Genomic DNA, 12,369 nt, shown 5'->3' with positions numbered 1-12,369 from the left:
GCGCACCTCGATTCGGGATGGGCTGCTAGGCGCAAAGCACAGCGATACCCAGAGGTATCGCGCGCATTTGCAACGACGCAGGCCGCCCGAAGTCGAGGATGCGCGCGCTGCGAGGGACTTGTTCAGCGTCGCCCAAAGGCTCACACGCCCGCTGGCGGCCGAGCAAGGCCGACGCGTTCCAGCCACTGGGTGGCGGGCTCGGGCCGGTGGTGCAGAAAGCCTTGGAAGTAGTCGCAGCCCTGGGCGATCAGGAAAGCCTGCTGCTCGGCGGACTCAACGCCCTCGGCCACGACCTTGAAGCCCATGTGGTGGGCGATGGAGACGATGGCTTCGATGACGGCGACATCGTTGCCGTCGCGCGGGACGTCGCGCACAAAGCTCTGGTCGATCTTGAGCTCATGCAGCGGCAGGCGCTTGAGGTAGGCGAGCGATGAGTAGCCGGTGCCGAAGTCGTCGATGGAGAAGCGCAGGCCCATGGTGGCGAGCTCTTCCATGCGGGCCAGCACGTCGGCCGTGCCTTTGAGCAGCAGGCCTTCGGTGATTTCGAGCGTGAGGCAGCGCGGGTCGATGCCGGTGCGTGACAACGTCTGGCGGATATGGCCTACTAGGTCGGACTGCAGGAACTGGCGCGGGCTGACATTGACGGCAATGCGCAGCACGCGGCCGCGCTCGGCCTCGCGGGCGATCAGCTCGCAGGCCTGGTCCAGCACCCAGGCGCCCACGGTGACGATGAGGCCGGAGTCCTCGGCGATGGGGATGAACTGCCCGGGCGAGACCCAGCCGCGCGTCGGGTGCTGCCAGCGCAGCAGCGCCTCGGCGCCCCAGACCTCGCCGTGGGCATCGACCTTGGCCTGCAGGTAGAGGCGCAGCTCGCCCTGGGCCAAGGCGCGTCGCAGGTCCTGTTCCAGCGCGTAGTGCTCGGCCACGGCCTGGTGCATTTCGTGGGCAAAGAGGATGAGGGCATTGCGCCCGGTTTCCTTGACGCGGTGCAGTGCGGTGTCGGCCTCGCGCAGCAGGTCCTGCAGCTCCAGGCCTGCCTTGGGGAAGAGGCTGACGCCCACGCTGGCGGTGACCTCGAAATGCCCGGCCGGCAGGTGCATGGGCTCGGCGATCTGCAGGCGAAGCTTTTCGCCGATGCTCAGTGCCAGCGCGGCGGCGGCGGCCTCGGTGGCCGCCAGGCCCGGCAGCAGGATGATGAACTCGTCGCCGGCCATGCGGGCCACGGTGTCGCCCAGGCGCACATGGGCGGCCAGGCGCTGCGCTACCTCGCGGATCATGGCGTCGCCGGCGACATGGCCGAAGTTGTCGTTGACGCGCTTGAAGTGGTCGAGATTGACGAACAGCAAGGCGCCCCACAGCCCGGCGCGCCGCGCCACCCCCAGGGCCTGCTGCAAGCGGTCTTCCAGCAGCAAGCGGTTGGGCAGGCCGGTGAGCTGGTCGTGATAGGCCAGGTGCGCAATCTCGGCCTCAGCGTGCTTGCGGTCGGTGATGTCGCGCGAGATGCCGAAGGTGCCGATGATCTGGCCATGCGCATCGCGCAGCGGCCCCTTGGTGGCGATGAAGATGCGCTCACCCAGGGTGGTCTGGACGGTCTCTTCCAGGGTCTCGATCACGCCATGGGCACGCAGGCGCTGCTCGGTCTCCAGCAGCAAGCGCGCCTGCTCGGGCGGGAAGAGGCTGCGGTCATCCTGGCCGAGCACTTCGTTCAACCGCTTGCCGACGATGTCACAGGCGGCGCGGTTGAAGAGCAGGTAGCGGCCCTGCAGGTCCTTGGCAAAGATGGCGTCGCTGGAGCTGTTGGCCAGGTCCTGCAGCAGTTGCAGCGTCTTGATCTGCTCGCGCAGCGCCGCCACGTATTTCTTCCAGTGCCGCGTCAGCAGCCACAGCAGCAGCAGCGAGGTGATCAGCACGAAGGCCCAGCCCTTGTACTGGCTGATCTGCACCATGCGGTGCGGCTCGGTGGTGATGAGCAGCACCGCCTCGTCGGACAGCAGGATCCACAACGATGCAAAGCCGGCGTAGACCAGCACGATGCGCAGCAGGCTGCTCCATTTGGAGTGCCGTAATCGGTCAGCCATATCAATCATGTGGGCGCTGGGGTCAAGCTCGCAAATCCCGCGCAAACGCGCGAACGCGCAGTTTGCCGATACGCAGCAGGGCATGACATTGACTTTCGTCAGCCCGCAGCCCCGTGCAAGCAACCAAACCCGCCACCGTGATCTGGTTCACGGCGGGCAGGGACAATGGCGGGCTAGGTAGCGCTCCCTGCCCATGACCCCGACCCCCATCGACCCCACCCACCCGCAGGCGCTCGCGCTGATGGCGCAGTCCGAAGCGCTGATGACGGCCCTCTACCCGAGCGAGAGCAACCACTTCGAGCCGGCCGAGAAGCTGCGCCCGCCGCATGCCCACTTCGTGGGGCTGTGGGACGGTGAGCGGCTGGTGGCCATCGGCGGCGTCAAGCGCATGGCGGACGACGGCGACTATGGCGAGATCAAGCGGGTGTTTGTGGACCCGGCCTACCGGGGCCGGGGCCTGAGCCGGCTGATCATGGCGGCGCTGGAAGGACACCTGGCCGACCAGGGCGTGCCGCTCGCGCGGCTGGAGACCGGCATCCACCAGCCCGAGGCCCTGGGCCTGTACCGTGCGCTCGGCTATGTCGATCGCAGCCCGTATGGCGGCTATGCCGTCGACCCCTTGAGCGTCTTTATGGAAAAGTCGCTCGCCTGAAGTCTTCACCGGTTCCGTTCATGCCCGCCTCCCACGCCCTGCAGCGCACCGCTGCCCGCACCCTCTTTGCCGCACTCGGCCTGGGCATTGGCGCCTGGGGCGCCCAGGTGCCCGCGCTGGCGCAGCGCTACGCGCTCAACGAGGCCCAGCTGTCCATGGCCCTGTTGGCGGCGGCCATTGGCGCTGTGAGCTGCCTGCTGGTGGCGCCCAAGCTGGTGATGCGCGTGGGCCCGCGGCGTTGCGTCAAGGGCGCCAGCAGCATCATGTGCCTGGTCATCGCCGCCGTGCTGTTCGGCGAGGCCTGGTGGACCATCGGCGCCATCATGGTCGGCTTCGGTCTCAGCACGGCGCTCTTCGATGTGTCGGTCAATGCCGAGGCCAACCGCATCGAGCAAGAGACCGGCTGGAAGCTGATGAGCAGCGTGCACGCGATGTTCAGCCTCGGGAGCATGGTGGGCGCTCTGGGCTGTGCGGGCCTGCTGCGGCTGGGGGTGGCGCCGCAGTGGCAGCTGGCGGGCTTCGGGCTGGCGCTGCTGCCGGTCTACCTGTGGGCGGCCCACCAGCTTGATGGCCCCCACCCCGATGCCCATGCCGACGAGAACAACTCGCCCTTCACCCTTCCCACCGGGCCGCTGCTGTGGATGGGCATGGTGGGTGCGCTGGGCCTGGTGGCCGAAGGCGCGCTGTTCGACTGGAGCGCGCTCTACGTCAAGCAGGAGCTGCAGGGCTCGGCCGCGATGGGCGCGCTGGCCTTTGCGGCCTTCAGCGCCGCCATGGCCTATGGCCGGCTGCGCGGCGACTCGGTGCGCGCCCGCGTGGCACCGCCGCGCCTGCTGCTCGTGAGCGGCGTGCTGGCCGCCGTGGGCATGGCCATTGCGCTGGTGGGCGGCCGGCCCGAGGCCGCGCTGGTGGGCTTTGTGATCGTGGGCCTGGGGCTGGCCAATATCGTGCCGGTGATGTTCGCGGCCGCTGGCCAGATGGAAGGCGTGCCACCCGCGCAAGGGGTGGCCGCCGTCTCGGCCGTGGGTTACGCCGGCTTCCTGTTCGGCCCGCCCATGATCGGCGGCCTGGCGCGCGGCACCAGCCTGTCAGCGGCGCTGTGGCTGGTGGTGCTGTTTGCCGTTCTGATCGCCGCGCTGTCGGGTCGGGTGCTCAAGAAAACCTGAACGGCAACTCGCGCTGGCGCTGGCCGGTGAGCCGCGCCACGGCATTGGCCAGCGCGGGGGCCAGCGGTGGCAGGCCGGGCTCGCCCATGCCGGTGGGGCGCTCGCTGCTGGGCACGATGCTGACGGTGAACACGCGGGGCATGTCCGGGATGCGCGGCATGGCGAGCTGGTGGAAGTTGCTCTGCTCGACGACGCCGTCCTTGAGCGTGATGCGGTGGCCGGGCATCGTGGTGGCCAGGGCCATCAGCGCCGCGCCTTGCACCTGGGCCTCGACGGCCTTGGGGTTGACGCAGAGCCCGCAGTGCACGCCGGCATGCACCTCGTGCAGCGTGACCTGGCGGTCAGCGCCCTTGCCCTTGACGCTGGCCACCACCACATAGGCGACCACCGATTCAAAGCTCTCGTGCAGGGCCACGCCCCAGGCGCGGCCGGCGGCCAGCTTGCGCTTGCCATAGCCGCTTTTGGCCACGGCCGCCTGCAGCGCGGCGCGGTGGTGCCCGGCCTTGGCATTGCCCTCCATCAGCTTGAGCCGGTAGGCCACCGGGTCCTGCTGGCTGGCCACGGCCAGCTCGTCGATCAGGGTCTCCATCACGAAGGCGGTGTGCGTGGAACCCACCGAGCGCCACCACAGCACGGGCACGTTCACATCGGGGTGGTGCACGCTGAGGTTCATGGGCACGCCATAGGGCTCGCCCAGGCCTTCGGTCGTCGTCGGGTCCACGCCCTTTTGGATCATGCCCTCGAAGGGTGAGCCCTTGACGATGCTCTGGCTGACCACGCGGTGCTGCCAGCCGAGCACCTTGCCCGAGGCGTCATAGCCGATCTCGGCGCGGTGCACGGTCATGGGCCGGTAGTAGCCGGCGCGCATGTCGTCCTCGCGGCTCCAGATGACCTTGACGGGCGCACGCTGCCCGGCCTTGGCCAGAGCCACGGCGACGCCGGCCGCCTCGCGCGCCCACTCACTGCTGGGCACGGCGCGGCGGCCAAAGCCGCCACCGGCCATCTGCACATGGATCTGCACCTGGTCGGGCTTCAGGCCCGTGGCGTCGGCGATGGCGCCTGCATCCAGGCCCGGCATCTGCGAGGCGTAGTAGGCGTCGCAGCGGTCGCTTTTAAGGTCCACCGTGCAGGCCAGCGGCTCCATCTGCGCGTGGTTCAAGTAGGGGAAGGCGTACTCGGCCACCAGGGACTTGGGCGCTTGCTTCCACGCGCTCGCGTCCTGCGCCAGGTGGGGCTGCGGCGCCGGGGTGCCGGGGGTCTGGGCCAAGGCCTGGTACTGGGCCAGCAGCTGGGCGCTGTCGGGCTTGGCCACGCCGTCCAACTGCCAGTCGATTTGCAGGGCCTCGCGCCCCTTGTTGGCCGCCCAGTAGCCGGTGGCCACCACGGCCACACCCTGGCCGCCACGGTCCAGCGGCACGGTCAGCACGGCCTTGACGCCGGGCACCTTGAGCGCCGCCTCGCTGGCCACACGCGCCACCTGGCCCTTGAAGACCGGCGGGCGCTGCACCACGGCCACCAGCATGCCGGGCAGTTGCACGTCCATCGCATAGGTCTGCGCGCCGGTGGACTTGGCGCGGCTGACCGTGAGGCCCGTGGGCTTGCCGATCAGGCGGAAGTCCTTGGGGTCCTTGAGGCTGACCTTCTCGGGCACCGCCTGCTTGAGCGCCGCCGCGAAGAACTCGCCGTAGCCGGCCGAGCGGCTGCCGCTGGTGAGCCGGCCGTTGGCCGAGACCACCTCAGCGGGCTTCACGCCCCAGGCCTGCGCGGCAGCGGCCACCAGCATGGCGCGCAGCCGGCCGCCCAGCTCGCGGTACTGGCCGTAGCTGTTCTTGATGGAGTTGGAGCCGCCGGTCAGGTGCATGCCAAAAGCGGGGTCCACATAGTTGGCCTGCTGGTCACCAAAGCCGGTCTTGACGCGGCTCCAGTCGGCCTCCAGCTCCTCGGCCAGGATCATGGCCAGGCCCGTCTCGATGCCCTGGCCCATGTCCATGCGGTTGCACAGGATGGTGGTGGTGCCATCGGGCGCGATGGTGACGAAGGCGACCGGCTGCTCGGTCGGCTTGCTGCCGGGCGCGGCGGCGGCGCTTTGCGCGAAGGCCGGCATCAGCGCCAGGCCCGTGGCGCCGCCCACGGTGGTGGTGATGAAGTGGCGGCGGGAGAGGCGCGCGAGGCGGGCCTTAGGTGCGGCGGCGACGGTGGCTTGGGTGAGGTGTTGCATCAGCATCGTCGTCTCCTCAGGCCAGCTTGGCGGCAGCGGCGTGGATGGCCGCACGGATGCGGTGGTAGGTGCCGCAGCGGCAGAGGTTGCCGGCCATGGCCGCGTCGATCTGCGCGTCGGTCGGCTTTTTGTGGGTTTTCAGCAAGGCCACGGCGCTCATCACCTGGCCGCTCTGGCAGTAGCCGCACTGGGCCACGTCGTGCTCGACCCAGGCGGCCTGCACGGCGGCGCCCACCTTGTCGTCCGCCATGGCCTCGATGGTCTGCACCTTGGCGCCTTGCGCGGCAGACACCGGCGTCACGCAGGAGCGCATGGCCTGGCCGTTGATGTGCACGGTGCAGGCGCCGCACTGCGCCATGCCGCACCCGAACTTGGTGCCGGTGAGCTGCAGGCTCTCGCGCAGGGCCCAGAGCATGGGCATCTCGGCCTGTACATCCAAGGCCACTGCCTTGCCGTTGACGGTCATGGGGATCATGGGGGGCGACTCCGTGAGGCTTGCAAGAAGCGGCCGACTCTATCCAACTGCGATGTCCCCAGGTGCGTGCCGATCGGCATGGCCCTTCAGCGCAGTCGGGTCCGGGCAAATGGGGGGCTACCCGCCCCCGGTACGGTTCTATATTGCGCGCCGGCACCCCCCCACCCCCCTCGCTCAGGACCCCCATGAAGCACCCCTTGGCCACCTTGTCCCTCACCCTGGCCGCGCTGTTGGCCGGCCTGTTTTGCACGGCCAGCCACGCCGAGGAAGACCGGGCCGCGCCCCGGCGCTACCTCAACACCGTCTTCCCTGACTACGTGCGCCACGGCGACATCGTCTTTGCCGAGAACCTGAACAACCTGGACGGCAAGGTCGAGAAGCTGACCCTGCGCGTCTTCGAGCCCAAGGGCGACACCGCCACCAAGCGGACCCTGCTGGTGCTGACGCCCGGCGGGGGCTTTGTGCAAACCGGGGCCACCTGGATGGACGACTTTGGCGAGGAGCTGGCGCGCGCCGGCTATGTGGTCGCCATCAACCGCTACCGCCTGTCGAGCGACATCAACTCGCCCGAGAAGTTCTTCGACGCCCTCTTCAAGGCCATGTCCGACCAGAAGGCCGCCATCCGTTACTTCATCAAGGACGCTGCGGGGCCCAACCGTTTCAAGATCGATGTGGACAACATCTTCATCGGCGGGCACTCGGCCGGGTCCATCACCTCGATGTTCACCGGCTACCTGGATGCCCGCAACACCGTGCCCGCGCCCGGCGTGGCCGCCTTGAAAAGCAATGGTGGCCTGGACGGCAACAGCGGCAACGAGACGCTCAAGTACAAGCTGCGCGGCGTGATCAACCTCTCGGGCCTGGTGCCCAACCTTGACATGCTCGACGCCGGCGAGCCCGCACTGCTCAGCATCCATGGCGACAAGGACGACGTGGTGGCCCTGGGCTCATCGCCCGCCGGACTGCATGGCTCGCAGCCCATCCACGAGCGAGCCAAGTCGGTCGGTCTCAGCAGCCAGCTGCAGATCGTCGTGGGCGGTGACCACATCGACCCCGCCGACCCCAAGCGCTGCCCCGAGTGCCTGCCGCTCATGAAGCGCTTCATGTTCACCACGATGCAGCAGCCGGCCAAGTAAGCTCAGGCCCTCAGCGCGGCGGCAGTCCGCCGTGAAAGGAATCCCGTGAGCAAGTTCGTCCTCTGGCTCAAGGCCCATCGGCTGGCTTGCTTCGGGCTGATGGCGCTCAGCTTCCTGGTCTTTGCGCTGCTCACCTACGACTTCGTGCGCGTGCTCCACGCCAACGCCGGCTATTTGTCGACCTACGGGCTCATGGCCCTGCTGGATGGCGGGCTGGTGCAGCTGCTTGGCCTGCTGCTCACCGGACTTGGGGCCATGCTGGCCTGGCTGGTCTACAAGGTCTGCGAGACGCTGCTGGTGGGCGCCTTTGTGTCCAAGTAGCCGCTGGCAGCTGCTCGCAATTCAACGCCCATAGCGCGCCAGCACCTGCAGCAACGCGGGCAGGGTGATGGGCTTGGTCACGTGGGCGTCGCAGCCGGCGTCCAGGGCGGCGCGCAGGTCGGCATCCAGTGCATTGGCCGTCAGGGCCACGATGGGCGTGCGCTCACGCGCCTCGCGCTGCTCGATCTCGCGCCAGCGGCGTGTGGCGGCCACGCCGTCGAGCTCGGGCATCTGCATGTCCATCAGCACCAGGTCGAACTGCGCTGACGCCAGGCAGGCCAGGCCTTCGATGCCGTTGTGCGCCACCACCTCGTGGCCCAGCGGGCCGAGCATGGCCTCGACGACCAGCACATTGACCTCGTTGTCCTCGCACAGCAGCAGGCGCAGGCAGCGCGTGGGCGACGCCTGGCTCTCGCTCACCAGCGCCACCGCCACGTTGACCGCGTCGGCATCGGCCGCCAGCGCCGGCAGGTCCAGCGTGACGGTGAAGCAGCTGCCGACGCCGGGCTCGCTGCTCACGCTCACGTCGCCGCCCATCAGCCGCGCCAGGTTGCGCGTGATGGACAGGCCCAGCCCCGTGCCCCCAAAGCGCGCCGCCACGCCGGCATGGGCCTGGGCAAAGGGCTCAAAGATGCGCTCCAGCTGCGCGGGGTCGATGCCAACGCCGGTGTCGCGCACCTCGATGCAGACCAGGCCATCGTCCTGCCGCGTCAGCTGCACGCTGACGCCGCCGGTGGCCGTGAACTTGAGCGCATTGCCCACCAGGTTGCTGACGATCTGGGCCACGCGCTGGGCGTCCCCCATCACGTGGCCAGCCACCGCGCGCTGCGCAAACGCGCGCAGCCACAGCTGCTTGTCCTGGGCACGCGGGCGCAGCAGCTCCAGTTGCAGGTCGACCAGGTCCACCAGGTCGAAGGGCGCGGGGTTCAGGCTCATGCGGCCAGACTGGATGCGTGCGTTGTCCAGCAGGTCATTGATCAGCGCAAAGGCCTGCTGCGCGGCGGCACGCAGCACCTCCACGTAGTGGGCCTGGTCGGGCTTGAGGGGAGAGCGGGCCAGGATGTCGGCCATGCCGATGACGGCATTCATCGGCGTGCGCATCTCGTGGCTGACCTGAGACAGCAGCTCGGTCTTGGCACGGCTCTCGGCCTCGGCCACCGCGGCCTCGCGCTCCAGCTCGCGCTCGCGCTGGCGTTGCGACATCCAGCGCGCCGCCGCGCCCAGCAGTAGCCCGAGCAGCAGCACCTCCAGCGCCAGGCCCGGCGCCAGCAGCACACCCACGGCCGTGAGGCCATAGGCCACCACACTCGCTGCCAGGGCCAGGCTCAGCAGGGCCAGCGCCGCCGGCGACACCAACCAGCGCCGCCAGCGTGCCGCCCCGGCGCGCGGGCCCAGCACACCACGCGCCCCCACCGGCAGCAGCGCCAGCCCCAGCAGCAAGGCCTGGCCCAGCCACCACACCCAGCCGTCTTGCGCCAGCAGGGCCTGGGCCTCCAGCGCGTCGAACACGGCGGCATTGAGCTGGGTGCCGGTCATGCGGCCCACCGGCGTCATCACCTCGTCGGCAAAGAAGGCGTTGGAGCCGATGAACACCACCTTGCCCGCGAGGTGCGTGCGCAGGGCTGCGTCGTCGGCCACGCCCAGCGCCGCCTGCATCAGCCGTTGCCAGCGCAACAAGGCCGGCTGGGCATGGTCCGCCGCCGAGGGCGCCGGCAGGCGCAGCACCGCGCGGCCCAGGGCATCCACCGGCCACTGGCGGCCACCGGCCTGCAAGCGCCCGGTGCTGCTGCGCGTGCCAGGCTCCAGCGTCCAGCGGGTTTGGTCGCTGGCCCGCAGCCAGGCCGCCAAGCCCAGTGAGGGCAACTGCTGCCCAGCCACCTGGTGCAGCAGCGGCACGCGGCGCAGCACGCCATCGGCGTCGAGCGGGGTGGAGATCAGCCCGAGGCTGCCGGGGCCCTGCAGCGGCGTCAGCAGGCCGTCGGACGGCGGTGTCCAGGCGGCCCAAGGGGTGCCGCCCTCGGCGGGTAGACCGAGGCGTTGCAGGGCGTCGCGCTCGGCCTCGCTCACCCGCTCGGGCTCCACGCCCGCCGGGCGCGCCGTGAGCCCCGCCGCCGCCAGCACGGCTGGGGGGCCGGCCCGCAGCGCGGCGGCAAAGCCGGCCTCGCCCTCGCGCGCACCGGCAAACACGATGTCGAACACCACCAGGCGCACGCCGCAGTCACGCAAATAGTCCATCAGCAGCGCGTAGACGTGGCGGTCATAGGGCCACTCGCCCAGCGGTTCACGAAGCAGGCGCAGCGAGGCGTCGTCGATGTCCACACGCAGCACGCTGCTGGGCACAGCGGCCGGGGCGGTGGCCTCCAGCGCGGTGTCGCTCAGCAGCTGGTCCAGGCGCTCCTGCCAGCCCAGCGCGCCCAGCAGGGCCCACAGCAGCACGCCGGCCGGCAAGGCCAGCCAGGGCAGGCGCCGCCAGGCGCGCTGCGCGTCAAGGACCGAAGCCAGGTTCAAAGCAGCACGTGCAGGACCACCGGCACCAGGATCAGCCAGGGCCAGCGCAGGGGCTCCTCGGGCTGGTCGATCAGCTGGGTCTGGCCCCAGGGGCTGGCGATGCCGTCGGCATTGCGGCTGCGGGCGCGCAGGTAGTAGCGGCCGGGCGCGGGTTTGGGCAGGCTGAGTTCGGGCTTGTCGGTGCGGTGGCTTTGCGCGCCTTCAAAGGCGGCGTTGTTGGCCCACTCCAGCTCGTAGCTGGTCACGCCAGCCACAGCCGGCCAGCGCAGGTCGAGCTGGTTGCCATTGATGGCGGGAGTCGCCGGGGGCGGGGCGGGCGGGGGCTCGCGCAGCTCAAAGCGCTGGGCGTCGCCAAAGGGCCCAGCGCGTTCACCCGAGCCAGCGGCTGTGACGGATGCAATGCGCCAGTGGTAGGTACCGGGCGGCAGGCTCACGGTCTGGCTGGCGCCGGCGATGGGCGGGGGCTGCTGGACCAGGTCCTTGAAGGCGGCGTCCCGCGCAATCTGCAAGCGCACGCGCGGGGCCTCGGCATTGAGCGTCCAGCCCAGCTCCAGGCCGCTGCCGTAGACCACGGCATCCGGCGCCGGCAGGCGGATGAAGGGCGGCTCGGGCCGCGCCTGCAGGCTGAAGTCCACGTCGGCGGCCGCGCCTTCCAGACCCGAGGCATCGATGGCGCGCAGGCGCAGCGTGTAGTCGCCATCAGGCAGGGCCTGGTCACGCGGCCAGACGACCTCGGCTTGCTTGACGCGCGCATCCAGCAGCAGGCGGTTGAAGTCCTGCCGCGCAAAGATCTGGGCGCGCCAGGCGCTGTGGGTGCCAGGCGCCCAGGTGAGGCGCAGCGGCAGGCGCTCGACGACGCGCGGCACAGCCGCCACGTCGGGCGCGGGCAGCAGGCGGGCGCGTTGCAGCGCGCCCTGGGCTGCCACCAAGCCCTCGCCGGGCGCCAGGTCGACCGCCTCGCCGGCGGCGCGCACGCGGCCGGCGTCTACGGCCACCCACTGGCGGTCACCGTCCACCTGGACGCGGAACTCGGTGCCGCGCACGCCCAGGTTGAGCTTGGGGGTCCGCACCTCGTACTTGGGCGGGCGCTGCGGGTTGGGCACGACCTGGTTCTCGGCCCCGCCCTGCTGCACGCGCAGCACCACGGCCGGCAGGGCCGCGCGGCCCAGCACCAGCAAGGACTCCAGCTGCACCTCGCTCTTGGGGGGCACCAGCAGGCGCGAGCCATCGGCAAAGCGCACGCTGACCGAGGCCTGCTCGCCGGTGCGCAGCACATCGCTGCTGCGCAGTTGCACGCCAACGGCCAGCGGCTGCTCGGGCTCAGCCCCGCGCCGCAGCGTGACGGTGCCCTTGACGAACATCACATCGGCCACCGCCGCCTCGCGCTTGAGCCAGGCCACAGGCATGCGCAGCTTGCCGCCCGGGGGCAGGCGCAGCGGGTCGGCCACGCGGTTGAGACGCTGCAGGTCCTGCCAGGTGCGGGGGGCCTCCAGCCAGGCCAGGGCCAGGTCGTAGAGCGTGTCGCGGCGCTGGATGGTGTAGAGCCAATCCGCGTCTTGCGCGGTAGCCTTTGCGTCGGCGGCCTTGGGCGCCGCACCAGCAGGCATCCCGCCCGCCGCTAGGGCCCATGCCAGCGCAAGTTGCCCAGCCCAACGGGGCACGCCCCCGGCTTTTGTTCCGCACGACAACAACATCCCAACCACCTCGCCTGCTCTAGATCTCAACATCGCTCGGCCGATTCTGGCTCTAACTTCGAGCCCCAGATCCAGGCATCATCCCGACCGGCCCCACCTTTGTTTGACGCCACCTTTGACG

At 70.1% G+C, this 12,369-nt stretch carries 10 protein-coding genes; 4 read left to right on the top strand and 6 right to left on the bottom strand.

The window, feature by feature from the left end:
* Positions 1 to 140 precede the first annotated feature (140 nt).
* Both ABDJ85_RS05010 and ABDJ85_RS05005 read right to left on the bottom strand, forming a co-directional pair.
* Entirely contained in the window at positions 141 to 2,078 is a 1,938-nt protein-coding gene (locus ABDJ85_RS05010) for a putative bifunctional diguanylate cyclase/phosphodiesterase (RefSeq protein ID WP_347703638.1), read from the bottom strand.
* Positions 2,079 to 2,100: 22 nt separating this feature from the next.
* Complete coding sequence (locus tag ABDJ85_RS05005; protein ID WP_347703637.1) at positions 2,101 to 2,229, bottom strand: hypothetical protein; 129 nt, start codon at positions 2,227 to 2,229, stop codon at positions 2,101 to 2,103.
* 42 nt (positions 2,230 to 2,271) lie between these two features.
* Here ABDJ85_RS05005 and ABDJ85_RS05000 point away from each other — a divergent pair, with 42 nt between their 5' ends.
* Positions 2,272 to 2,730, top strand: a complete 459-nt coding sequence (locus tag ABDJ85_RS05000; RefSeq protein WP_347703636.1) for a GNAT family N-acetyltransferase — start codon at positions 2,272 to 2,274, stop codon at positions 2,728 to 2,730.
* A 20-nt stretch (positions 2,731 to 2,750) separates the two neighbouring features.
* Positions 2,751 to 3,896 carry an MFS transporter gene (locus tag ABDJ85_RS04995; RefSeq protein ID WP_347703635.1) on the top strand — a complete coding sequence of 382 codons (1,146 nt, stop codon included), beginning with the start codon at positions 2,751 to 2,753 and terminating at the stop codon, positions 3,894 to 3,896.
* On the opposite strand, the gene ABDJ85_RS04990 is transcribed toward ABDJ85_RS04995, so the two are convergent.
* Both ABDJ85_RS04990 and ABDJ85_RS04985 read right to left on the bottom strand, forming a co-directional pair.
* Positions 3,883 to 6,114 carry a xanthine dehydrogenase family protein molybdopterin-binding subunit gene (locus tag ABDJ85_RS04990; RefSeq protein WP_430765518.1) on the bottom strand — a complete coding sequence of 744 codons (2,232 nt, stop codon included), beginning with the start codon at positions 6,112 to 6,114 and terminating at the stop codon, positions 3,883 to 3,885. The genes ABDJ85_RS04995 and ABDJ85_RS04990 overlap by 14 nt on opposite strands.
* A gap of 16 nt (positions 6,115 to 6,130) precedes the next feature.
* On the bottom strand, positions 6,131 to 6,589 hold the full coding sequence (locus tag ABDJ85_RS04985) for a (2Fe-2S)-binding protein (protein WP_347703633.1): 459 nt from the start codon (positions 6,587 to 6,589) through the stop codon (positions 6,131 to 6,133).
* Positions 6,590 to 6,774: 185 nt separating this feature from the next.
* On the opposite strand from ABDJ85_RS04985, the gene ABDJ85_RS04980 reads away from it, so the two are divergent.
* Entirely contained in the window at positions 6,775 to 7,725 is a 951-nt protein-coding gene (locus ABDJ85_RS04980) for an alpha/beta hydrolase (protein ID WP_347703632.1), read from the top strand.
* Between the two features lie 45 nt (positions 7,726 to 7,770).
* Positions 7,771 to 8,046, top strand: coding sequence for a hypothetical protein (locus ABDJ85_RS04975; protein ID WP_347703631.1), 276 nt, complete (start codon positions 7,771 to 7,773; stop codon positions 8,044 to 8,046).
* Positions 8,047 to 8,067: 21 nt separating this feature from the next.
* On the opposite strand, the gene ABDJ85_RS04970 is transcribed toward ABDJ85_RS04975, so the two are convergent.
* Together ABDJ85_RS04970 and ABDJ85_RS04965 are read right to left on the bottom strand one after the other, a co-directional pair.
* Entirely contained in the window at positions 8,068 to 10,554 is a 2,487-nt protein-coding gene (locus ABDJ85_RS04970) for a CHASE2 domain-containing protein (RefSeq protein WP_347703630.1), read from the bottom strand.
* The gene (locus ABDJ85_RS04965) at positions 10,551 to 12,161 is read right to left on the bottom strand and encodes a FecR domain-containing protein (protein WP_347703629.1); all 1,611 of its coding nucleotides are present in this window, start codon (positions 12,159 to 12,161) and stop codon (positions 10,551 to 10,553) included. The genes ABDJ85_RS04970 and ABDJ85_RS04965 overlap by 4 nt, the downstream gene beginning before the upstream one ends.
* Between the last annotated feature and the right edge of the window lie 208 nt (positions 12,162 to 12,369).

Origin of the sequence: Roseateles paludis (assembly GCF_039872745.1) — a bacterium.
Classification (GTDB): domain Bacteria; phylum Pseudomonadota; class Gammaproteobacteria; order Burkholderiales; family Burkholderiaceae_C; genus Pelomonas; species Pelomonas paludis.
The sequence above is the reverse complement of the archived record's forward strand: the minus strand, read 5'-3'. Positions and strand labels throughout refer to the sequence as shown.

Excerpts from the sequence above, each read along its gene's own strand:
- ABDJ85_RS04985 (WP_347703633.1), bottom strand. The coding sequence starts at position 6,589 with ATGATCCCCATGACCGTCAACGGCAAGGCAGTGGCCTTGGATGTACAG.
- ABDJ85_RS04995 (WP_347703635.1), top strand. The coding sequence starts at position 2,751 with ATGCCCGCCTCCCACGCCCTGCAGCGCACCGCTGCCCGCACCCTCTTT.
- ABDJ85_RS05000 (WP_347703636.1), top strand. The coding sequence starts at position 2,272 with ATGACCCCGACCCCCATCGACCCCACCCACCCGCAGGCGCTCGCGCTG.
- ABDJ85_RS04965 (WP_347703629.1), bottom strand. The coding sequence starts at position 12,161 with ATGCCTGCTGGTGCGGCGCCCAAGGCCGCCGACGCAAAGGCTACCGCG.
- ABDJ85_RS04980 (WP_347703632.1), top strand. The coding sequence starts at position 6,775 with ATGAAGCACCCCTTGGCCACCTTGTCCCTCACCCTGGCCGCGCTGTTG.
- ABDJ85_RS04990 (WP_430765518.1), bottom strand. The coding sequence starts at position 6,114 with ATGCAACACCTCACCCAAGCCACCGTCGCCGCCGCACCTAAGGCCCGC.
- ABDJ85_RS05010 (WP_347703638.1), bottom strand. The coding sequence starts at position 2,078 with ATGGCTGACCGATTACGGCACTCCAAATGGAGCAGCCTGCTGCGCATC.